The following is a 21,030-nucleotide window of genomic DNA, read 5'->3' on the forward strand; positions in this document are numbered from 1 at the left end:
ACAAATGCTCTCAATGCAGTAACTAAAAAAGACATTATTGGCTGGTTCACTCACTGCTGTTACTATATTGCACCCAACTGAGAACCGCTATAGAGATTGGTTGGGATGGATATGACCGAATTTATAATTGTGTGATACATCTCGATATCAAAGATGAAAAGATATGGATTCAGCATAATATGACGGATATCCAAATTGCTGAAGATTTGACTGAGATGGGAGTACCTAGAGAGGATATTATTTTAGGATTACAGCCATCTTACCTGCGTCAATATACCCAATATGGTGTAGCGTGAATTTCTCTAAAAAGTAATTACAGGATAAATCTCTGTTTAGTACGCATCCCTTACTTAGCGTGCGTTGTCGCAAAAGGGTACAATTTCTCCATCTCGATATTCGCTGCGTCCTTCGGCTTTTTCTTCGATCGCGCGATATTCATCCAAGCTGTAGCGGCGCGAGATGGTAGAAATCATAGGTCGTAGGCGAATCGCATTGGCTATTAAGACAACAATATTATTTTGTCACATATTTGCTTCTAAGGTAGGAGTTAGATTTGTGATTGATAAATCATACTAACTTTATTAATGCCATCACTGTGGATTCATCCGAATCAAGTCTGTTAAAATATTATCCAAGCTGCCGTTAACTTGAATTCGATCGATCTTCTCTGCAATCCGCTCTAATACTTCCAGTTCCTTCAAACGCAATGCCACGGGGTTGTCCTCCATTACTCTGGCAGTGTTTAGCATACTGCGGGTAGCAGCCGTTTCTTCTCTACGTCTGACTACGTTTGCTTGAGCGGCTTTTTCTGCCTCAACTACCTTGCTCAAGATATTTTTAATTTCACCAGGTAAAATAATATCTTTCACACCTACAGAATCTACTTCAATTCCATAGTCTGCGGCTTTTTGGCGAATGTATTCAGAGATGCTTCTATCAATTGCACCTTTATCTTCTAATAAACCATCTAAGTTGCGTTCGCCGACTGCACCACGCAAAGCAAACTGTAATTCTTTGTACAAGAAGCCGGAAATATCTGACAACCCGTTTTTTGCCCTTAATGGGTCTTGGATGCGGAAACCTGCGGTCAAATTTAACCGCAGAGGTACTTTATCTTTAGAGAGGATGTCTTGACCAGATACTTCCATATTTTGTAGTCGCAGGTCAATGACTTCGGTTTGAAAAGAGCGGCCAAATAACCACCAAGCATGTACTCCTGGCGATCGCTGTCCTTGAAACTCTTGATTAATGTATACTAGTCCCACGTGCTGGGCGGGAACTTGGCAAATATGCAAACAGTTGCGACTGAGCAATTTCACTTCTGCTGAACCCTCAATCAACTCAGCCACTAAAGCAGGCTGTAACTGAGCATCAGCGCTGATATCGAGAATTTCCACTGCAACACCCTGCCAAAATAACTTGCGGCTTGTAGGCGGCAAAATAGAAATCACTTTACCTCGATATCGCACAATTGCAACTTGTGAAGTCAGTAATTGCACGGTTTGACAGTAAGCGGCAATAAAATCAGGATGTTTTTCAATGAGTACATCTTCCAAGGGAAAATCTGGGTTAGGGATAATTCGGTTGAGAGTTCGGACTGTAACATCTCTATCTACTGACCAAAAAGCATACTCTCCTGATTCTAGAGGTCGCACAAAATTATTTTGCAGATATAGCAAACCGATCTCAGACTCGGAGATTTGGAACTTTTTCAGTCCATTCAAGGTAACTGAGCGCAATTGCTGCACAAAAAAACTAGGCAATTCTAAGCTTTCTTCTAAGTTGAATAGGTGAGATTCTACCTCAATAAAACCACGCCAAAAAGCTCGTAATTGATTTGGTGGAACGCTTACCCAATTCTGACCGCAACGGACTAAAGCAGCTTGGTTGAATGCAGTTCTGATAATCAATAAATGTTGTTGCAGTTCGGCTTCGTGACTTCGCAACAACAATTCTAGGTTTTCAATCTGTGCTTGTGGCTGATTGAGGTCATAAATTTTGACTTGCCAATGCCGACCAAAATATATATGTGTACCCGGCTGCAAGATTTTCTTAAAATCACTGCGGTGATATAAGATGCCGATTTCGTTAAGTTTGATATAAAATGTTTGCCACATAGTAATTTGCATAAAGAATTTACTTGATATTTTAGGTAAGCTATGCAATGCCTGGTTTGGGCGTAGCGATGTCTACGACGGGCTACGCCAACGCAATCAGCTAAGAAGATTTGATAACAACATTTATAACCTTGCTCGAACTCAAATACCACCTATGTCTCACAGATCAAGTCCTGGAGTAGACAAAGGCTAAAGGATTGGTTTTCGCTTCTTGTACTACTATATACTACAAAAGATTTATTTACTTTGGGCGAAAGAAAGTAAGCGATCGCAGCAAGACGACTATCGAGATTACGGCAAATTAGATTAGAAATAGCGGGACTTGCAGGCGAACCTTGAGGTAAATGGCGGTTTTCTGAAGCTGTATAGTTAATTTGTCCATTTATGGCTATTTCAGCAGTCGTACAAATCAACCCGAAAATTGTCGCCGTAGGTTCTGAATAACCAAAACCGCAAAATAATTCTTTGACGCGGTTGTAAGAAATTGACTGAAAAAAATTCTGTAAATCAAGATTGACTATTACGTTTGCACCAATATGGGGTTTAGCATTGGTGACTATGGAACGATTTTTACAAAAGCCGTGCGCTGCATTATGAATTTTTAATTTCTCTAAAATATTCTCTAGAATCCACCTTTGAGCAGCTTTAAGTTCAGGCTTTGGTGCAGAAATGATTCTTTCTCCACTTGTCTTTTTTGAAATTTTGAAAGGCAGGTAATGTCTAGTTGTAGTTGTTGTTAACAAACGTAGTTCTTCTAAGCTGATTCCCATTGCGAAGGCTATTTCTTCAGCAGTATTATATTCAGCTAAACCATGCGATCGCAACTTTTCTAGATTACTTTCAGTCGCTAATGGAGTAGTGCTGAGATTTTGGCTGGACATAATACAAAAGATTTTTTTACTCTGCTCATGCAAGTGTTTACAGTTTAGGTGTGGGCAAAAGCTTCTCCAAAACTGGATTAAGATTGCTGTTAATTTTCCCAAACTGCTCAATGGCAATCTAGAAAAAGAGAACCGCGCTCAAATATACCGTTCGCTTGCCAATCCAAAATCCCGAAGGAAAACTAGATGTAGGCAACGAAGGGACATACTCAAGTTAGGGAAAAATGCAGTTGCGCTTGCTCCTTGACTGTGGCTATCGAACATTACCCTTACGAGTGATGACCGACAGCAGAACACTTGCACCGCAGAGTTAAGAAAAGGAGGGGTCTCGAATCTGTTAAGATCCGTACCATATTTGCTACCTTGGGAGGGTATTGTCTTTTAACCCGGACAGGGTTGGGTGAAAGTATAGGAATCGAACCTACAACACATCGATTATGAGTCGATTGCTCTACCAACTGAGCTAACTTCCTGGGGTTTGATACAGGACTCGAACCTGTGACGCATCGATTATGAGTCGATTGCTCTACCAACTGAGCTAATCAAGCAATATAGTTTAAAGTACTCGGCGGTATACGCTTATGCAAAAGTTTAGCGCACCAGTTAGGCATACAGAACCTAAACTATAGCTTTGTAACTTTTTGACTATCCCAGTTTAAATTTAGCACAGGAAAAACGCTGTAATCTATTCTTTGGGAATCCCTAGATGTTCTCTCAAATCAACGTAAGGTGTTCTATTGCTTTTACTGAGGGGTTGGTGCCAAGCCAGGAGATTATTTAGCGCTTGCACGCCATCTTCATTAGGTTTGAGGGTCAATATCAAGTTTTCACAGCGTCCACTAACTTGATTTGCGGTGCAAACCACATTTTGTCCATTCATTTTGCCGACAGTAATAAACTTCAGTTCTCTGTTGCGACGGTAAGTTTCCAAGCGGTGGCTTACGTCTTGACAACGCGTCAGTTTATTGTAACCAGCGTCTTTGAAGTAATTGGAAGTCCAGCGAATCCAAGGCTCAGAAACACCTCTAGGATTTGTGTACACCGTTACGGGTTTGTTTCCTGATGTGTCACAATAAAATCCTCGCCTACTTTCGGCTTGACTTGGCTGATTCATGGTTGCAGTCGCACCGAGAGCGACGATACCTGCAACCAAAACATTTGTCAATGATGCCAATTTCATGAGTATCTCTCAAATATTAAGTAAAAAGTTTTTATCAATCAGAATTCAGGAGTCAGAATTCAGAATTCAGAATGAATTTTGTACGACTGGCGGATAGCGCAGCGGTAGCGAGTCTTCTCCCTTGGCCTTAGCCTCTCTCTTTGGGAGAAGGAGAGATGCCAAAGCCGAACGAGCGTCTTGATTCTGACTCCTGTTAGCGGTAGCGGGGCGTTTAGCCCATTCTGAATTCTGAATTCTTCTTCAATTTGCTTAAGGTTTCAGGCGTTTTTACTTGTATATATAATGAGCCGCAACCCACTTGCGACCATGATTTGTTTTTTCCCAATGTGCAGGAGCTAGCACTTTCTTTTTCACTGGTGGTGTATAACGTTTAACTTGTGGTGGTTTTTTTGCGATTATTTGAGCAGGTCTATTAGGACTATGAGGATTAACAATAACCTGTGATGCTGACGCTTGCGAAGGAATGGAAGTAACAGCAAATGGTAAAAGAAGCACTGCACCAGCAAGAATTTGTTTGATATTCATAAGTAAATCTCGTTTGGTAAATTGTATGATTAAAGTTCTGGAAACCTTAATCTGGTTGATGTCTCATGTTTATAAGGATATGATTTCAAACAGCTATCCACTAGTGATAAAAGTAACTAGTTAAATTATGACTTAAGTAATATCTCACGTCTGAGTTTATCAATGTCATATACTCGTAAAGCTTTCTCTGTCACCTTCTCATGATGGTTGTCATAATCTTAAAAAAGCCGAATGCTCCATTTAAAACACCTGCTGTTTTAACTCCACCCATCATCGCTCCCATAATGCCGAGTGAAAGTGTATCGACTCCGGTCAGGTATAGATTTTTAATTGGTGTTCTAGCCCCGATCCAGGATTGATCCAGGCGTTCAGGAATACAGGGAATGCCGAAGATAGCACCGCGATCGCTAGCATCAAAGTGTTCCACCGTCAGTGGAGTCGAGAGTTCGGCATACTCAATCAAATCCTGAAAGCCAGGATAGTGGCGCTCCACTAACTGAATCAGGGATTGGGTAATTTGGGCTTTCAGTTTAGTGTAATCCGTGCCTCGCCGTCGCCAAGATTGTTCCTGCCACTGCGAAAAGAAATCATAGTCAACGTAGGCAATGATCTCTGCCGTATGCCCCTCAGCTAATGGATCTTTCAGCGATGGAAATGAGAGATAGCAGAATTTAGGTAAATTATCAGCAGAGATGGGTGGATCTTGGATAATTGCGTCGTGGTTATAGGTCGTGTAAATCCAATGGTTCTCACCCTGAAACCCTAGTTGCTGTGGACTCTCTTTTAACCCTAAATATACCGTCACCATACTGTTACTTTTTGGAAACGCTTGAATTTTCTGGCGCTCTGCCAGCGCGTAGTTGGGTGGAATTAGCTTCACATAAGTATTGAAGGCTCCGGCATCAGACACCACAATAGGTGCAAAGTACGTTTCCACGTCTGCCTTGGGATGTGCTGTATCTTGGGCTTTCACTCCCACTGCTACCCCGGATTCCAACAAGATTTCCGTGACTCGGCGTTGGGTGATGACGACACCACCCCCCTGTTCAATCACGGGAATAATGGCTTGCGCGATCGCCTTTGCCCCACCCACAGGATACCAGCCGCCCTTAAAATAATGGGTAACAATCGCACCATGAATGCCAAAGCAACTTTGGGATGGCGGTAAGCCATAGTTTCCCCACTGGGAAGCCAGTAATGCTTTGAGTTGGGCATCTTGAAAATGTCTGTTCAAATAATGCTGGGTGGTTTGTCTAGCAATGGCCCCAAAATGACGAACAAACCGCCTAAGTAGAGGATGCAGCAATACCGGAAATAGCTCCAACATTGAATGCGCCCCAAACCAAAATGCTGCTTTCTGGACATCCTTAAAGTACCGCCGAATGGCTTTCTGCTCGCGAGGAAAGCGCTGGATTAGATCGGACTGAAAGCGATCGGGGTCAGAATAAACCTCAAAGGTGAAGTTCGGGTAGACAAATTTTTCAAACGGATCGGGCATCTTATGCCAACTCAAATTGCCATTGGTGAGATAGTCAAACACAGCTTTGCCAGTGCCTCCATCTCCCATATTTCCAACATAGTGCAGCCCCACATCCCAAAGAAATTTTCCCTTGCGCTCAAAGGTATGGGTGAATCCCCCAGCAGTGAAATGCTGTTCTAACACTAAAACGTTTTTGTGATAAAGCTTAGATAGGAGCGCGGCAACCGTCAACCCACCAATTCCAGAGCCAATCACAATTGCATCAAACTGCTGCTGTCGAGTTGTTGTTGTTAGCATAATTACTCTCACAAAGAATGTAGATGTTGTCGCTGTCAACTTCAAGTGAGTTACATTTTGTCAAAACAAATTAGATGCGTTTCCCTTGGGGATCTGAGCCTGTCTGTGGAGAGCAAATCAAATAGGATTACTGCACTAAGAAAAACGAAAACGCTAGCACTTATTTATAATGGTTTTTAACTAAACATCCTCTGAATTAAGTCGCAACATATCACGCATAAAAATTACCAGTCTTGGATAAGTTCGATGAAATTCTTTTTCGTTATTGAACTGGTGACTTTCATAAAAGACATTGTTACCAGTAGATATTTCTAAAATATCCATCTCACAAGCTCCTGACTCCCAAACTGTTACTCTACCAAGATGTAATGAACTTTCAAAATCAAGACGCATAGCTGAATTATCACTGGATTCACAGTAGGTCAGTGTATATTTCAGCCGATAAGCAGCGAAACGCGATCTTAATCCTGGTTGAAATCGGTCAAAACCTCGTTCTAAAATTATCTGTGTGAGTGGATTTAGATGCATTCCCAATATTGAGAGCAGGAGTATTATTAATTCTACCCTCCTCACGATTCATCCTTAGGCTCAGTCTGGGAAAGCCAGACCAGTCATGGGGTCACGGATATATAACCCTAACGTGAGACTACGCATCGCTTCATCCCAAACGTGTATTAATTGTTCTGCTTGATCTGCCCAATAATCAAATGTAATCAAGCACTGAACATTTGACCCCAAACCAATACAAGTCCGCGAAAAAGCTTCCCGTGGTTCTTCTTGAGTGTCAATAAACTTGATCTCTGTCCAGACAATTCTGGCAGTTTGACGCTTGATGGTAACAATTTCTCCTTTGGCAATGACGTTACGACTGTCGTCTTCCATGATTTTTTTCAAGGTGGGTTTTAGCGGAAATTGGCTCCAGTCGTTGGGTGGCAGGCGATTGAAAGATACTTCTAGGCAGCAATCATCGTTGGGCGGTTTTTTATCCATGAACTTGAAAGATTTTTCTTGTGGCTCAAAAACCCAATCCTGGGGAACATTGAAGCGAACAGCGCCTCTATCTGCTACAAAAATTTTGTAGCCTGATGGCGATTCCCAACGATGATCGGGTTTGAGTTCAAGCGTTTCTTTAATCCACTGGAGATTGCTTTTCTTACGCTTTACCATAGTATTTTTGTTCTCTCTGCTGAAGAGGGCGTGGCCCATCGTAGATATCGCCGAAGTTGGTAACAGGCGATCGCTTACTTTGTTAATGTTATCAAATTCCAGTTAGAGAGATACGATAAATTGCAGTCTCTACTACCGTTGTGATGCTTGCTTAATCATAAATTGCATCAGGGAATCCATTAGCCCATCACTGGCAAATTTACGAAATGTCACCAAAAATGTTGCCCCACTTCCTGTTGCATACCGGGCCTTGGGTTTTTTCGCTTTGAGAGCTTTTGAGATTGTGTCTGCAATAACTTCGGGTTTAGATGCAAGTTTCTCGTCACTGGTGAAAGCTAATAATTTTGCTCCAGTTTGAGCCGCTGTTGCATAGGCAGTGTTACCTGATGTCTGCAATAATTTTTCAACTGCGATCGCTCCCCACTCTGTCAGAGTTGCTCCTGGTTCCACAATAATCACATCAATCCCAAAGGGCTTAAGTTCCAGACGCAGACAATCACTCAATCCTTCAACAGCAAATTTAGTTGAGTGATACCAACTACCCAAAGGTTCGTAAATCTTACCTCCTATTGATGTAATATTTACAATCTTCCCAAAGGAGTTTTTTCGCATATATGGAAGCACTAACTGAGTTAGTCTTGCCAGTCCAAAAACATTTACTTCAAATTGATATTTAGCTTCTTCAATAGAAACATCTTCTAATGCTCCATAAGAGCCATAGCCGGCATTATTAACTAAAATGTCGATTCTGCCTGATTCACGAATAATAAAATCTACTGCTGACTTCATCGACTCGTCTTGAGTAACATCCAATTCCAGAACTTTTGCACCTTTAGCAGCTAAAGTTTGCAATTTGTCAATGCGTCGTGCAGATACGTAGACTAAATAACCATCATCAAGAAGTTTTTCAGCTGTAGCCTTGCCAATTCCGCTAGAAGCACCTGTAATCAGAACTATTTTGTTCATCATTAACTTCCAGAAATTCAAATATTGTTATATGCAAGCTATTGTAAACTGTGGAGTATACTTTAGAGAATGTTTGAAAAGTCTTAGGCGAATAGAATTCGCTACTAAACAAACCAAGTACAACTCCGTGGACTAATGAAAAATCAAGAGTTGTTAACCCACATCAGTGGGTTTTGTTTGTGTAGCCGCGATTTCTAATCGCCAGGGCTAGTAATAAATTAGACTTTTCAAATAACCTCTTAGACTTGAACAATTAATTTGTGACAATTAAAAACCGCAGATCCCCGATTGATTGCAAATAATTCAGCATTACATGAGTATTTTTACAGCAAAAAATCAAAAAGTTAATCCTTTTTGAAAATTATGCTAGGCTAACATTTAGAGAAGCTAAGAATAGGAAAAGCATTAACAGGTCTTATTTCCTACGGAAGATATGTGAGAGGAGTTGGCTGTTTTACCTGAAAGTGTTAGTGCATCAGTTACGATTTTTTGTAACTCTTTGGAGAACGTAAAAAGTCTCCAGATAGGGAATTTACTAGCTGTTAAAGTTTATGTGGTGTGTTGTTTACAACTCAGCTTTCTCACAGAATATGTTGTATTTGCCCTTATTTAGTAGGGTTTTTAAACTCAGTTAACTCAGCAATTAGCACGGGTTACACCTGGCTATGCTAACAGAATTCATCACTCTTCATCCCTTTTGTATTAATCTTCAGCGCGAGGCAAAGACATGAAAAATACCCAAGGAACAATCAAGGAACTACTCAACGATACAGCTTGTGTACATAACCAAAAAAAATTGCACGAGAACAAAAAACTGTCATGTAATAAAGCAGCACAACCAGGTGCAACTCAAGGAAATTGTCCTTTTGATGGGGCAATGGTTTCTGTGGGAGCAATTACTGATGCGGCTCATTTAGTGCATGGCCCTGTTGCTTGCACTCATAACCCTTGGGCAACTCATGGTAGCCTTTCATCAGGTTCTCAACTACACCAAATTGGTTTTACTACTAACTTTAGTGAAAATAATGTTGTTTTTGGTGGTGAAAAGAAGCTATACAAAGCTATTCTTGAAGTTGTTGAACGCTACAATCCTGCGGCTGTATTTGTCTACTCTACTTGTGTTACTGCTTTGATTGGTGACGATATAGATAGCGTCTGTAAAACAGCTGCAAAGAAAATTGGTATTCCGGTTATATATGTAGATGCACCAGGATTTTTAGGTAGTAAAAATTTCGGAAACCGCATCGGTAATGAAACTTTATTGAGATATGTAATTGGAATGGCTGAACCAGAATTTGCCACACCATTCGATATCAATATCGTTGGTGAATACAACGTTGCTGGTGAATTGTGGAATGTTTTACCACTGTTCAAGAAATTGGGTATACGCGTTCTCTCCAAAATTACAGGTGATGCACGCTATGAGGAAGTTTGCTATGCTCATCGTGCCAAATTGAATGTAGTAATTTGCTCGAATGTAGCAGTGCAAATGGCACTCTCAATGCAAGAAGATTATGGCATTCCTTATATTGAAGAATCTTTCTATGGCGTGGAAAACCTCAATCATTGCTTGCGAAATGTTGCAGCAATATTAGGCGATAAATCTCTGCAAGAACGCACAGAATGGTTAATTGCAGAAGAAACAGCAGCTTTAGATATTGCCTTAGCTCCCTACCGTTCTCAATTAAAAGGCAAGCGGGTTATTCTTGCTAGTGGTGGTGTCAAAAGTTGGTCACTTATTTTAGCAGCCAAAGACTTGGGAATGGAAGTTATTGCTACTACTGACAAAAAGAGTACAGAAGAAGAAAAAGCCAAAATTAAGCAATTGCTTGGTGAAGATGGCGTGGTTTTAGCTGATGGAACTCCCCCGACATTACTAAAGGTACTCAAGAATACAAAAGCTGATGTGTTGATTGCTGGGGCTGGCAATCAATATACAGCACTGAAAGCACAAATTCCTTTTTTGGATATTAATCATGAACGTCATCATGCTTACGCTGGTTATGCAGGGTTAGTGGAAATGGCACGGGAATTGCATGAAGCCGTGTATAGTCCTGTATGGGAGCAAGTCAGAAAACCTGCTCCTTGGGAACTCTTGGAAACATCATATTCTCTTTGAATAGAGAACTGAGGAAAACGAGAACAATTAGTTAACAGAAAAAGTCTAAGTTGCTTTTGCGATCGCTTATATTTAAGTCGTAAGCGATCGCTCTCTTTGCTAAATTGTGTCTTTATTTTTCCAATTTGACTTTCTGCCGACGCATGAAAAAAGAATAAAATGGAAACCTTTATTACTTGATCGTTAGAGTACAAACACACCCACTTGGTGTTGAGAAGATTTCCATTTTATTCCGGTGCGCACGCGTTGGACGCCAGCATTTTCACGTCTTCCCCCTCTTGTGTCCCGTTTCAACAATTTTTTAATAGTCATTTCCGTAATGAATTCATCACGGATTCATCATACTCCAAACAGTACCATTCGCTCTTATTCTCATTTATCTCATCTTATTGATATTAAGATGGAAAGCTGTGTATTGCTATAAAATTTATTCTGTCTAGTTTTCAGTCTTTTTTTACGTCGAACTCAAGTAAGAGCCTCTATTTCCACTCTTGTAAGGATCTCAGCCTTATGCCATTATGAATGAAGCAAATTGATTAGACTTTTGAAGTGTAGATATTTTTTATGCCTATGCTTGAATACGCTTCTCCTCTTATTTGGCTAAATGCTCACATTCAAGACCCGCGTATCAAAGTTGGAGATTACACCTATTTTAATCGGCGCATCAGTTTGGGAATATTTACCCCCACAGACCGGATTGAGATCGGAAAGTTTTGTTCCCTAGCCAGGAATATCATCATTTTTGGTGGGGGAAACCATGTTATGACAAGAGTAACGACATTTCCTTTTAAGTGGTTATCGGCACACACTTCTTTTGAAGAGTGCGATTCGTTGCTTAGTGAATCACGGTAATCAGTCCGTACATAACTAAGCCAACCTGACAGCAGATTACTGACTTAAGAATAAGCAGGGCGTAACACAAAAAATCCCTGACTTTATTGGAGAATTAATCGGTATCGCTGTGAGCCTAAGAGGCTGTTTGAAAAGTTTAATTTAATACCAAGCCCTGGCGAATATAATTCGCGGCTACACAGACGAAACCCACCTCCGTGGGTTGAAGACATTGATTTTGTCTGAGTACGCAAAGGTGGACAATACCAGTGTGGTAGCGAATTATATTCGCCCAAAACTTTTCAAACATCCTCTAACCCTCCCCTTGCAAAAGGGAGGGAACTAGATTTCTTTTTTCCCACCTTTCCAAGGGGGGATTAAGGAGGTAATTCGACTTAGTGTATACACAGCTTTTTAGGAGAAAGGTTAATATATTGCATCGAAAGGAGAACCGCTATATGGTAGTGCGTTGCACTTTGCTACAAAGCACTACCATAGTGTCATTGACTTGAAAAAACTTAAACAAAGGTGAATATGTGGACATCTTGGGAACTATAGAAGTGAATAAAACTAGCATAACTTCCAGCTTCCAGCAATGAAGATCCACTATCTCCGCAAAGGTAAAGCATTCCCGTTACAGATTGTTCTTGTTGTTCCCTTCCTGATCCAAATTTTTGGAGCGGTTAGTTTAGTGGGTTATTTGTCCTTTAAAAATGGGCAAAGAGCAGTTAACGATCTAGCAGAACAGTTGATAGATCGCACCACTGAGGTAGTGGATGAACACTTAAAGTCTTATCTTTCCATTCCGCAAACCCTGAATCAGATCAATGCAGACGCTATTCATAGGGGAATCTTGAATGTACGCGATCGCCAAACCCTTGGCAAGTATTTCTGGGATCAGATGCAGGCTTATAACCTGACTTATATTGGTATCGGACTAACAACGGGTGAGGGGCTGGGAGCCGCTCGTTATGATGGCAAAACGATTACCATTGATGATTGGACTGCCAAACTTGCCAATAATACTGTCACTTATGCCACAGATAATCAAGGTAATCGAACTCAGGTGAATACTCGATGGACTTGGAACAATTTTAGTGAATCTTGGTATACCCAACCCATCGCCGCTGGTAAACCTATTTGGGGAAAGATTGTGACTGTAAATCTGCCAGCTGGCCCCTACATCAGTGCTTCTGCTAGTCGTCCGATTTATGATTCGCAAAATCGCTTATTAGGAATGATTGCAGCAGATATTCACCTGCTGAAACTCAGCGATTTTTTACGCAGTTTGAATATTAGTAAGTCTGGGCGGGTATTCCTTTTGGAGCGGGATGGCACATTAATCGCCAGTTCTGGTACGGAAAAGCCTTTTCTCCTCGTCAATCAAGAAATCCGGCGATTGCAGGCGATTGACAGTTCCGATCCAATCATCCAGAACATTGCCAGACACTTTCAAACCTCTGGGTTTGGGTCTATCAACAAAGATACAGATTTTCAACTTCAGGTACAAGGAAAACAGTATTTTGTCGATGTTTTACCTTGGCGTGACAAGTATGGTTTGAATTGGCTGATGGTTGTGAGTGTGCCAGAAAACGCATTCATCGGGCAAATTAACGCTAACACACGTACCACGATCGCGCTTTGTTTGGGTGCATTAGGCATTGCCTCAATACTGGGTGTGTTTACTTCCCGGTGGATTGTATCTCCGATTCTGCGCCTGAATCGGGCAAGTGAGGCAATGGCATCTGGTAATTTAGCTCAGACAGTAGAAACTAGCAGCATTCAAGAACTTAATACCCTGTCTAACTCTTTCAACTATATGGCAGGACAATTGCACGAATCGTTTACTGCTTTAGAGAAAAGTAAAGAAGAACTAGAAGATCGAGTAGAAGAACGCACTACTGAACTCAAAAATACCTTAGGAGAATTGCAGCGTACTCAATCTCAAGTTATTCAAAGTGAAAAAATGTCTAGTCTGGGACAACTAGTTGCTGGAGTTGCACACGAAATTAATAATCCAGTCAACTTTATTCATGGCAACCTCGCCCATGTACAGGAATATACCCAAGATTTATTAGCATTTGTGCAATTGTATCAGCAGTATAATCCTAATCCGGCGGCTGAAATTCAAACTTTTGCTGAAGACATCGATTTGGAATTTTTACAAGAAGACTTGCCGAAAATGTTGTCTTCTATGAAAGTGGGAACCGAGCGCATTCGCCAAATTGTACTATCTCTGCGTAACTTCTCACGTATCGATGAAGCAGAATTTAAAAGTGTTGATATTCATGAGGGCATCGACAGTACCTTGATGATTTTGCAACATCGCCTCAAAGCTAAACCAGAACAACCTGAAATTGAGGTGATCAAAGACTACGGTACTGTACCTTTTGTAGAATGCTATGCTGGGCAACTCAATCAGGTATTTATGAATATTTTAGTGAATGCGATTGATGCCTTAGAAGAAAATAATACTAAGTATACCTATCAGGAAATCAATGATCATCCCAGTCGAATTAAGATTCGTACATCGGTAATTAATTCCACATGGGTAGAAATAGCGATCGCTGATAATGGAGTTGGTATTTCTCAAGAATTTCAGCAACGAATATTCGATCCCTTTTTTACCACCAAACCCGTGGGCAAAGGAACCGGCATGGGCATGTCCATCAGCTACCAAATCATCACAGAAAAACATCGTGGTAAACTAGAGTGCTTCTCAACTGCTGGAAAAGGAACCGAGTTTATCATCCAAATTCCTCTCTGCTTGAAAGTTCATCAAATGGTTTAATGCGCCTGAAATAAATGTTTCTATCCATTGGATAATTTATTTTTTAGGTTCCCTAAATAAATTCAGGGGCATCCCTCGCTTGCTGGGGAACTTAGAATCTTTCCCCCTTGCTCTCTGCTCCCCTGCCTCTTCTGGTCAAGTCATCTAAGTAGTAGTAGAATACACGAGGCTTGGGCGTTAACACACCAGCAGTTGAACAGATACTTAAAAGAAGTAGTCTAAAAAATTTATGCAGATACATCAGGTAATTGAAACCTACGATCGGGCAGCAGTGGATTATGATGCAATTTTAAAGCGTTACTGGCACATCGAACGCGAACCCCTAATTGCTTCCTTGCAGCTGAAGCCCGGACAAACCGTACTGGATGCGGCCGTAGGAACTGGTCTTAATCTTCCAGCCTATTCTGAAGGTGTGCATGTCGTTGGTGTCGATCTTTCTCATAAGATGATGGATGAAGCACGTAAAAAGCGCGTATCCGCAGACATCACTTTCAAAGTATCGGATCTCTGCAATCTGGATTTTCCTGATAATAGCTTTGATGCCGCAGCATCGGGATTTACCTTCTGTGTCGTTAGCGATCCAGTCCGCGCTCTTGCAGAGATTTTACGAGTTACTAAGCCTGGTGCATTGATTGCCATTCTCGATTACAGCAAATCGCAAGATCCAGAAATTCAGAAATGGCAAGAGTTAATATCTGATGCTGCCTCACAGCAAGGCTTCCCATCTGGCAAGATCAAGTGGGACGCCTTGATGGATTATGACGAATTGATTTACAACAGTCAACTGACCATTGAAGTACTTGCAGACGATCGCATAGAAAGTCCAAACCCGTTCTCGTGTGGTTGTCAACTACTGCTGAAAAACTCGAAAAGTTAAAAACAACAGGATCGCACTCTAGTTAAGTGAGTGCGATCGCATATCTTACAGTTATTTTCAGGTAAATAGACCACGCGGTAGGGTCACAGCAATGCTCATTGATGTCAACTTCAGCTGGAAATAGCTTATCTGTTGGCTTCCATGCCCGCCCGGAAATAAATTTTTTTGGCTTTTAGCTTAAGTCTACTGAAGTAGACTGGAGATTTTTGGCGACATTTAGTCATCTTCAGATGACTTTAGCTGTGAGACGGGAATTTCAATTCCCGCTGGACAAGCGGTTTTGAGTTAAGTTGACACCAATGAGCAATGCTGTGCCCTTACGACAGATGTGGTTCAAATACATGAAAACTGCTGTAAGGTATACATTTTATAGATAAACTCTAATTATGCAACTTATTAGCATGGAATAGCTGTAATGTCAATTGATGAAGGTAAAAACCAACAAAATAACGATCTAGCTCAACCCGCTACAGGCTTAATAGAAAGCCTAGTAAAGACAAAAGACAAGAAAAAATCTAAGAAATCCAAACGAATTTTTGATGGTAGCACTGAAGTTTTTGGCAATAAAATCCCCAAAAAGACTTTTGAGACTGAACTAGAGCAACTCCAGATTGAGCTAGTCAAAATGCAATACTGGATTAAGCACGTCGGCTATCGGGTTGTCGTCATCTTTGAAGGGCGCGATGCAGCCGGTAAAGGAGGAGTAATTAAACGCATTGCCGATCCACTCAATCCTCGTGGCTGTCGTGTAGTTGCTTTGGGAACTCCCTCCGATCGCGAGAAAACTCAGTGGTATTTTCAGCGTTACGTACAACATCTGCCGACAGCAGGCGAGATAGTCCTGTTTGATCGCAGTTGGTACAACCGAGCCGGAGTTGAAAAGGTGATGGGTTTTTGTACCGAAGCAGAATATCAAGAATTCATGCAATCTTGCCCAGAATTTGAACGAATGCTGGTGCGATCGGGCATTGTTTTAATCAAGTATTGGTTCTCCGTCAGTGATGAAGAACAAGAAAAACGCTTTCTTTCTCGCAGTCACGATCCGGCAAGGCGCTGGAAACTCAGCCCAATGGATTTAGAATCACGCGATCGCTGGGTAGAATATTCCAAAGCAAAAGATACCATGTTTGCTTACACAAATATTCCCGAAGCTCCCTGGTTTACCATTGAAGCAGATGATAAAAGACGGGCGCGGCTCAACTGCATTCATCATTTGTTGAGCAAAGTTCCTTACGAAGATATGACACCTCCTCCCTTAGAACTTCCGTCTAGACCTGTGGCTGAGGATTATGTTCGCGCCCCCCGCAATGAGCAGTTTTTTGTGCCTCAAGTGTATTAGGCAACATTCCTGAATCAAAACTATGGCGTACAGCGACTTTACTCTAGAAAAAGTTTCGGCTGTTTTGGGAATCACTACCCAAGAAGCCGATCTATTTCCCAAGCTTGTACCTCTTTCTATTCCTTCGTGGTTAGATGATGTTGAAGCCGGGTTAGGACAGTGTATCGCGCAAATGGTGGCGCAATAGTTCATCTGGACAAACAGAAATACCTGTGTATGGATGTGTGACAACAGGAGAAGTTTGGCAGTTTCTTCAACTTTCGCAAAAAGTGGCTTTGCCTGATAAGCAAGTCCCTTACTTGGATAACATCGGAGCTATTTTGGCAATTGTGCAGACAATTGTTCAGCAATTCAGTAGTTAAATTGTGTAATCCTTGGAAAGAATTTAAATATGAGCCATTTTTTAACACTTGTGATTGTTGATCGCACAGAACCAAACCCAAGCAAAAAGGCTAAAGAATTGATGCTGCCATATTTTGAAACGGATGAAGATAATCCATCTTTGCAAGCAAAATGTGACGGATTTACTATTGGTGGTCAGTATGATGGCATAATTTGGGGTAAGGAACAGCATTACAATCTCAACCCAGAAGAATTTCAACATCGATACGGGCTAGATATTGTGCAATCAGAAGACAATATTCGTCCGATCTCTGCCCTAATGTCTGACTTAGTTTCATACGCTATTGTTACGCCTGATGGAAAGTGGCATGATCGTGAAGGAAAGTCCAATGAAGAATGGCTAAAAAAGTTCCGAAGTATTTTACGCCAATATCAAGACAATATAGTGGTTGCGATTGATTGTCATTGTTGAGTAAAGGGATTTTGGCAAAGTATCCAGATTGTTATTTCTATAGAGGATTGGACAGTTTAATGCGATACCGATAGCGTAGCGTTAGCGACGCAGGAGCGTCATAGCCCGTCGTAGACATCGCTCATAAAAGCTAAATATCTTTATTACCTTCGAGAGAGTTGCCACCGCTTACTCTAACTCGTTATTCTTCAGATAGGCATGATGTAGTAAGGGAAAACCTCAAATGTCAACTAATATTTCTCTAGAAGAACGTCTCGCATCTGTCGAAGCGGCAGTGAGGGAGTTGCAAAAACAAGTAGCGGCTTCTCAACCAACAAATTGGCTTCAACAAATTACAGCTTCCTTTAAAGACGAACCTGCTTTTGAAGAGGTACTCGCTTATGGACGTGCGATTCGTCAAGGCGACGAGCCAATAATCGAAATTCAGGATGAGCCATGAGATATTTGTTGGATACAGATCATTTAAGTATCATCCAGCGACAGATGGGGCAAGATTACATCAATCTTTCGGCCCGCATGGCTCAATATCCACTATCAGATTTTGCAATTTCAATTGTCACATTTCACGAACAACTTCTTGGTAGCCATACGTATATTAGTCACGCTCGTAACGATAGTGAAGTTGTTAAGGGTTATGAGATGATGGTACGTCTTGTAAATGATTTCAAGGTTCTACCGCTTGCATCCTTTGATGCTGATGCTGCTACTGCATTAGAATCAATTACAAGCTAAACGCATTCAACTTGCAAGAATGGATTCGCGGATTGCGGCGATCGCACTATCCCGTAAATTAGTTTTATTAACACGCAATCATCGAGATTTCAGCAAGATACCCGGATTGTTAATAGAGGATTGGACGGTTTAATGCGACACCGATAGCGTAGCGTTAGCGACGCAGGAGCGTCATAGCCCGTCGCAGACATCGCAACAACAGTCTACTTCTTTTACTGCGATCTCTACTTCTTGTGCATTTCACAGATAATCTTTAAAGGCGACACCGAATAGCCCGTCGTAGACATCGCTCATAAAATCAATTAAATCATTTTTAATTAGGTTTGAGGGAGTTGCCACCCCCGACTCTAATTTACAATTTCAGTTGTGACAGTTCTCTAACGCTAGTTGGTAGAATTAAGGAAATACCAACCTAGATGCAACTTATGATCAGAACCATCGAAGGCATTTATCAGGATGGGCAAATTCAGCTAACTGAGCTACCGCAAGATATTAGCGATCGCTCTCAAGTTCTCGTCACCTTTCTCGATCTTAGCAAAATTGATCCAACTAAACTACGCCAACTGATCGATCAGTTGGAGACAATTGCAGGTATTGGCCAAGGCTTCGAGGAACTCAACGCTGGTCAAACTCGCCCTATTGGGGATTTCGTTCAAGAAATGCAGCAAAAGTATGGCATTTCAAGTTGAGATTACCCCAATTGCAGAAGCTCAGATTGAGCAAGCATATCGCTGGTATCGAGAGCAAAATCCTGAATTTGCTGATCGTTGGTTTCGAGGATTGATGAATGCTATTGCTACGCTACAAGAGAAGCCTCAACGCTGTACCTTAGCAGTCGAACATGAGATTTTCCCAGAAGAAGTACGCCAATTCTTTTATGGGAAAGCCAAAAATGTATATCGAGTGCTTTTTACAATTCGAGATACCACAGTTTATGTATTGTATGTGCGTCATACTGCTCAAGCACTACTGACAATAGATGATCTAGACGAGCTAGAAGGTGGAGTTTAGGGTTTCAAAGCGATCGCAACAACAGTCTACTTCTTTTACTGTGATGTCTACAACGGGCTATTCGGCGATCGCACTATCCCGTAAATTAGTTTTATTAACACGCAATCATCGAGATTTCAACAAGATACCCGGATTGCTAATTGAGGATTGGACGGTTTAATGCGTAGGCGCAGCCCGTCGCAGACATCGCCTAGTTTATTGCCGAGTGAGGGCGATCGCACGAACGGTCTACTTCTTACGGATCTCATACAAAATCTCTAAATATGCAGTGGTGTGCGTGTTTTTGAGTTGGGGCTTTGGAGATATGCGGCTTTTAAAGTTAGCGCCAGCTTATTCACTCCTAATAATTCTCTTGCAACTTCCACATAAATCTAAATTTTCCGCTTTGGCTTCTTCAATAGTTTTAAAAAATAAAATTGTTTTTCGATGTTCAGGTTTTTCTACACGAGGGTAATGACTACAACCATTAGGTAGATGATAACAATATCTTCCCCGTTTAGCTCTAACTGGATAATCTCTGTAAATGGGGTCTTCGTTAATATTCGTACTCAAGTTTCCAATATATGAGTAAACCCAATTGAGTAGACGTGATGTTTGGTATAAAGTTTTGAGCCTTGGATTTTTTGCAATTTTTTCGTCCAAGACTTCCAGCATTTCCTGTATATTTTCCTTGGAAGATTCTTGATTTATATAAGAAACGATCAAATTTGTTAAAATTTTCTCAATTTTTCTGAAACTCTTTTCTCGTCTAAGTGCTTCAAAAGTAAAAATTGCATAACATGAATGCCAAGTGTCTTGAATTTTACTTAACAAGCTATAATGTTTTTTCTTAAGAGGATCTAACCTATCAAGAATAAAATCTTTTTGTTCATCTAATTCACTTAATTTCCAATCAATTAAATCCCTGTCAGAGCTATTAATGCCTATTGTAAGTAACTCAATAGCTCTCAGGAGCAACCAATATTCTGAGTCAAGTCTGTTTAGTTTATTAGCTTCTCTCTTATCTGCTGTAGCAATTACTGACTCAGAGGTAGCAATATGATGAAGTTTTGCTCTAACTTCCTGCCATATTGAGTTAAGAGACTGATCTACTGCCTTATTCAACTGCCATTTATATGTCTTAAACCCACTAAATAGGTAGTTGGTCAGAGATTGAACAAGGTTTATAGGAAAAGCATGGCTTGCAGTGAGTCCAAGAAAAAACCATGCGAAAAATACTACAAAAAAGAGTAATAAAGTTGTTATGTAGTTCCAGAGCCTCCTCCAAAATGACTTTAATCTTAACTGTTTAGGAAGCTCTGTTGCTAATGATTCAGAATTTGAAGGTAAATGTAAGTGAAGTTCTTCAGCCCCGAAAGTACTGATTTCCTCCTGCTATATTCCCTGTATTTTGTGGAGCATTAATATTTGATCCAGAACCAGTAGAAACCTGATTAACAGTTCCACTATTTTGATTTCCCTCAATCTCGATCAGCTTGCTAACTACACTTTCCAGTTCTTCACGAAAAGCGACATTGTTCGGAGCCTCTTTAATGATTGCTGCTTTCAAAGCTGCTGGATTTTGTGTAGCTTCCTGAATTTCTTGTCTACCAGCAAAGTGAGAGTATATTACACCCACTAACTTTTGAAGGTAGTCTTTTGCATCCGCTCCCAACTTTTGCAAAGCACCACCTGTAACTTGCAGTGCAAAATACTCCACAGCCTTGGTTGCTAAAGTCTCTAAAAGCATAGTTTGGGTAGATGTCTCAGATCATAGGTGGACAAGAGCATTGGTTTTGGTTATGCCTTACTCTTTGCGTGTAATATTGTTATTTTTATCACAAAGCCAGAAATATGGCAATATAGAATTCTTTAACCTTATGCGCTTTTAACAGATTTATTGGTTGTATCTCAAGCAAGTTAA

At 41.0% G+C, this 21,030-nt stretch carries 23 protein-coding genes, 2 tRNA genes and 2 pseudogenes; 14 read left to right on the plus strand and 13 right to left on the minus strand.

Annotated elements, in window-relative coordinates:
* Window positions 1-89 precede the first annotated feature (89 nt).
* A pseudogene (locus V7L31_RS15005) lies at window positions 90-296 on the plus strand (element excision factor XisI family protein); the annotation flags it as partial.
* Window positions 297-371: 75 nt separating this feature from the next.
* Here V7L31_RS15005 and V7L31_RS15010 read toward each other — a convergent pair.
* From V7L31_RS15010 to V7L31_RS15060, 11 genes and pseudogenes are all read right to left on the minus strand, one after another.
* Window positions 372-473: pseudogene (locus V7L31_RS15010) on the minus strand (Uma2 family endonuclease); the annotation flags it as partial.
* 117 nt (window positions 474-590) lie between these two features.
* On the minus strand, window positions 591-2,117 hold the full coding sequence (locus V7L31_RS15015; RefSeq protein WP_334697035.1) for a slipin family protein: 1,527 nt from the start codon (window positions 2,115-2,117) through the stop codon (window positions 591-593).
* Between the two features lie 152 nt (window positions 2,118-2,269).
* The gene (locus tag V7L31_RS15020; protein WP_334696964.1) at window positions 2,270-2,998 is read right to left on the minus strand and encodes a reverse transcriptase family protein; all 729 of its coding nucleotides are present in this window, start codon (window positions 2,996-2,998) and stop codon (window positions 2,270-2,272) included.
* A gap of 397 nt (window positions 2,999-3,395) precedes the next feature.
* Window positions 3,396-3,471, minus strand: a tRNA-Met gene (locus V7L31_RS15025).
* A tRNA-Met gene (locus V7L31_RS15030) sits at window positions 3,471-3,546 on the minus strand. The genes V7L31_RS15025 and V7L31_RS15030 overlap by 1 nt, the downstream gene beginning before the upstream one ends.
* Window positions 3,547-3,683: 137 nt before the next feature.
* Entirely contained in the window at window positions 3,684-4,178 is a 495-nt protein-coding gene (locus tag V7L31_RS15035) for a COP23 domain-containing protein (protein WP_334696965.1), read from the minus strand.
* Window positions 4,179-4,445: 267 nt separating this feature from the next.
* The gene (locus V7L31_RS15040) at window positions 4,446-4,703 is read right to left on the minus strand and encodes a hypothetical protein (RefSeq protein ID WP_334696966.1); all 258 of its coding nucleotides are present in this window, start codon (window positions 4,701-4,703) and stop codon (window positions 4,446-4,448) included.
* A 190-nt stretch (window positions 4,704-4,893) separates the two neighbouring features.
* Complete coding sequence (locus V7L31_RS15045) at window positions 4,894-6,480, minus strand: phytoene desaturase family protein (protein WP_334696967.1); 1,587 nt, start codon at window positions 6,478-6,480, stop codon at window positions 4,894-4,896.
* A 180-nt stretch (window positions 6,481-6,660) separates the two neighbouring features.
* Entirely contained in the window at window positions 6,661-7,008 is a 348-nt protein-coding gene (locus tag V7L31_RS15050) for an immunity protein TriTu family protein (protein WP_334696968.1), read from the minus strand.
* Window positions 7,009-7,068: 60 nt separating this feature from the next.
* On the minus strand, window positions 7,069-7,647 hold the full coding sequence (locus V7L31_RS15055; protein ID WP_292840915.1) for a hypothetical protein: 579 nt from the start codon (window positions 7,645-7,647) through the stop codon (window positions 7,069-7,071).
* 132 nt (window positions 7,648-7,779) lie between these two features.
* On the minus strand, window positions 7,780-8,616 hold the full coding sequence (locus V7L31_RS15060; protein ID WP_334696969.1) for an oxidoreductase: 837 nt from the start codon (window positions 8,614-8,616) through the stop codon (window positions 7,780-7,782).
* A gap of 724 nt (window positions 8,617-9,340) precedes the next feature.
* Between V7L31_RS15060 and nifE the strand changes: the two genes are divergently transcribed.
* The 13 genes from nifE to V7L31_RS15125 all read left to right on the plus strand — a co-directional run bounded on the left by nifE (window position 9,341) and on the right by V7L31_RS15125 (window position 19,287).
* Complete coding sequence (gene nifE / locus V7L31_RS15065; protein WP_334696970.1) at window positions 9,341-10,732, plus strand: nitrogenase iron-molybdenum cofactor biosynthesis protein NifE; 1,392 nt, start codon at window positions 9,341-9,343, stop codon at window positions 10,730-10,732.
* A 564-nt stretch (window positions 10,733-11,296) separates the two neighbouring features.
* A complete protein-coding gene (locus V7L31_RS15070) occupies window positions 11,297-11,584 on the plus strand; it encodes a hypothetical protein (RefSeq protein ID WP_334696971.1) in 288 nt (95 codons plus the stop codon).
* Window positions 11,585-12,158: 574 nt separating this feature from the next.
* Window positions 12,159-14,354, plus strand: coding sequence for a sensor histidine kinase (locus V7L31_RS15075; RefSeq protein WP_334696972.1), 2,196 nt, complete (start codon window positions 12,159-12,161; stop codon window positions 14,352-14,354).
* Window positions 14,355-14,583: 229 nt separating this feature from the next.
* The gene (locus V7L31_RS15080; RefSeq protein ID WP_334696973.1) at window positions 14,584-15,231 is read left to right on the plus strand and encodes a class I SAM-dependent methyltransferase; all 648 of its coding nucleotides are present in this window, start codon (window positions 14,584-14,586) and stop codon (window positions 15,229-15,231) included.
* A gap of 415 nt (window positions 15,232-15,646) precedes the next feature.
* Window positions 15,647-16,570 carry a polyphosphate kinase 2 gene (gene ppk2, locus V7L31_RS15085; protein ID WP_334696974.1) on the plus strand — a complete coding sequence of 308 codons (924 nt, stop codon included), beginning with the start codon at window positions 15,647-15,649 and terminating at the stop codon, window positions 16,568-16,570.
* Window positions 16,571-16,592: 22 nt separating this feature from the next.
* Window positions 16,593-16,757 (plus strand): hypothetical protein, encoded by a 165-nt coding sequence (locus V7L31_RS15090; protein WP_334696975.1) that lies wholly within the window; start codon window positions 16,593-16,595, stop codon window positions 16,755-16,757.
* Window positions 16,758-16,794: 37 nt separating this feature from the next.
* Window positions 16,795-16,932 (plus strand): hypothetical protein, encoded by a 138-nt coding sequence (locus V7L31_RS15095; protein ID WP_334696976.1) that lies wholly within the window; start codon window positions 16,795-16,797, stop codon window positions 16,930-16,932.
* Between the two features lie 29 nt (window positions 16,933-16,961).
* Window positions 16,962-17,384: a hypothetical protein gene (locus tag V7L31_RS15100; protein ID WP_334696977.1), complete on the plus strand. Its 423-nt coding sequence runs from the start codon at window positions 16,962-16,964 to the stop codon at window positions 17,382-17,384.
* 223 nt (window positions 17,385-17,607) lie between these two features.
* Complete coding sequence (locus tag V7L31_RS15105) at window positions 17,608-17,823, plus strand: hypothetical protein (protein ID WP_334696978.1); 216 nt, start codon at window positions 17,608-17,610, stop codon at window positions 17,821-17,823.
* Window positions 17,820-18,116, plus strand: coding sequence for a type II toxin-antitoxin system VapC family toxin (locus tag V7L31_RS15110; protein WP_334696979.1), 297 nt, complete (start codon window positions 17,820-17,822; stop codon window positions 18,114-18,116). Before V7L31_RS15105 ends, V7L31_RS15110 begins: the two co-directional genes overlap by 4 nt.
* A gap of 425 nt (window positions 18,117-18,541) precedes the next feature.
* Entirely contained in the window at window positions 18,542-18,805 is a 264-nt protein-coding gene (locus V7L31_RS15115; RefSeq protein WP_229470896.1) for a hypothetical protein, read from the plus strand.
* Window positions 18,789-19,127 carry a type II toxin-antitoxin system RelE/ParE family toxin gene (locus V7L31_RS15120; RefSeq protein WP_334696980.1) on the plus strand — a complete coding sequence of 113 codons (339 nt, stop codon included), beginning with the start codon at window positions 18,789-18,791 and terminating at the stop codon, window positions 19,125-19,127. The genes V7L31_RS15115 and V7L31_RS15120 overlap by 17 nt, the downstream gene beginning before the upstream one ends.
* A complete protein-coding gene (locus V7L31_RS15125) occupies window positions 19,117-19,287 on the plus strand; it encodes a hypothetical protein (protein WP_334696981.1) in 171 nt (56 codons plus the stop codon). Before V7L31_RS15120 ends, V7L31_RS15125 begins: the two co-directional genes overlap by 11 nt.
* Before the next feature lie 170 nt (window positions 19,288-19,457).
* On the opposite strand, the gene V7L31_RS15130 is transcribed toward V7L31_RS15125, so the two are convergent.
* The gene (locus V7L31_RS15130; RefSeq protein WP_334696982.1) at window positions 19,458-20,231 is read right to left on the minus strand and encodes a hypothetical protein; all 774 of its coding nucleotides are present in this window, start codon (window positions 20,229-20,231) and stop codon (window positions 19,458-19,460) included.
* Window positions 20,232-20,472: 241 nt separating this feature from the next.
* A complete protein-coding gene (locus tag V7L31_RS15135) occupies window positions 20,473-20,856 on the minus strand; it encodes a hypothetical protein (protein ID WP_334696983.1) in 384 nt (127 codons plus the stop codon).
* Window positions 20,857-21,030 lie beyond the last annotated feature (174 nt).

Source organism: Nostoc sp., from assembly GCF_036916655.1.
Classification (GTDB): Bacteria; Cyanobacteriota; Cyanobacteriia; order Cyanobacteriales; family Nostocaceae; genus Nostoc.

Excerpts from the sequence above, each read along its gene's own strand:
- V7L31_RS15015 (WP_334697035.1), bottom strand. The coding sequence starts at position 2,117 with ATGTGGCAAACATTTTATATCAAACTTAACGAAATCGGCATCTTATAT.
- V7L31_RS15020 (WP_334696964.1), bottom strand. The coding sequence starts at position 2,998 with ATGTCCAGCCAAAATCTCAGCACTACTCCATTAGCGACTGAAAGTAAT.
- V7L31_RS15035 (WP_334696965.1), bottom strand. The coding sequence starts at position 4,178 with ATGAAATTGGCATCATTGACAAATGTTTTGGTTGCAGGTATCGTCGCT.
- V7L31_RS15040 (WP_334696966.1), bottom strand. The coding sequence starts at position 4,703 with ATGAATATCAAACAAATTCTTGCTGGTGCAGTGCTTCTTTTACCATTT.
- V7L31_RS15045 (WP_334696967.1), bottom strand. The coding sequence starts at position 6,480 with ATGCTAACAACAACAACTCGACAGCAGCAGTTTGATGCAATTGTGATT.
- V7L31_RS15050 (WP_334696968.1), bottom strand. The coding sequence starts at position 7,008 with ATGCATCTAAATCCACTCACACAGATAATTTTAGAACGAGGTTTTGAC.
- V7L31_RS15055 (WP_292840915.1), bottom strand. The coding sequence starts at position 7,647 with ATGGTAAAGCGTAAGAAAAGCAATCTCCAGTGGATTAAAGAAACGCTT.
- V7L31_RS15060 (WP_334696969.1), bottom strand. The coding sequence starts at position 8,616 with ATGATGAACAAAATAGTTCTGATTACAGGTGCTTCTAGCGGAATTGGC.
- nifE (WP_334696970.1), top strand. The coding sequence starts at position 9,341 with ATGAAAAATACCCAAGGAACAATCAAGGAACTACTCAACGATACAGCT.
- V7L31_RS15070 (WP_334696971.1), top strand. The coding sequence starts at position 11,297 with ATGCCTATGCTTGAATACGCTTCTCCTCTTATTTGGCTAAATGCTCAC.
- V7L31_RS15075 (WP_334696972.1), top strand. The coding sequence starts at position 12,159 with ATGAAGATCCACTATCTCCGCAAAGGTAAAGCATTCCCGTTACAGATT.
- V7L31_RS15080 (WP_334696973.1), top strand. The coding sequence starts at position 14,584 with ATGCAGATACATCAGGTAATTGAAACCTACGATCGGGCAGCAGTGGAT.
- ppk2 (WP_334696974.1), top strand. The coding sequence starts at position 15,647 with ATGTCAATTGATGAAGGTAAAAACCAACAAAATAACGATCTAGCTCAA.
- V7L31_RS15090 (WP_334696975.1), top strand. The coding sequence starts at position 16,593 with ATGGCGTACAGCGACTTTACTCTAGAAAAAGTTTCGGCTGTTTTGGGA.
- V7L31_RS15100 (WP_334696977.1), top strand. The coding sequence starts at position 16,962 with ATGAGCCATTTTTTAACACTTGTGATTGTTGATCGCACAGAACCAAAC.
- V7L31_RS15105 (WP_334696978.1), top strand. The coding sequence starts at position 17,608 with ATGTCAACTAATATTTCTCTAGAAGAACGTCTCGCATCTGTCGAAGCG.
- V7L31_RS15110 (WP_334696979.1), top strand. The coding sequence starts at position 17,820 with ATGAGATATTTGTTGGATACAGATCATTTAAGTATCATCCAGCGACAG.
- V7L31_RS15115 (WP_229470896.1), top strand. The coding sequence starts at position 18,542 with ATGATCAGAACCATCGAAGGCATTTATCAGGATGGGCAAATTCAGCTA.
- V7L31_RS15120 (WP_334696980.1), top strand. The coding sequence starts at position 18,789 with ATGGCATTTCAAGTTGAGATTACCCCAATTGCAGAAGCTCAGATTGAG.
- V7L31_RS15135 (WP_334696983.1), bottom strand. The coding sequence starts at position 20,856 with ATGCTTTTAGAGACTTTAGCAACCAAGGCTGTGGAGTATTTTGCACTG.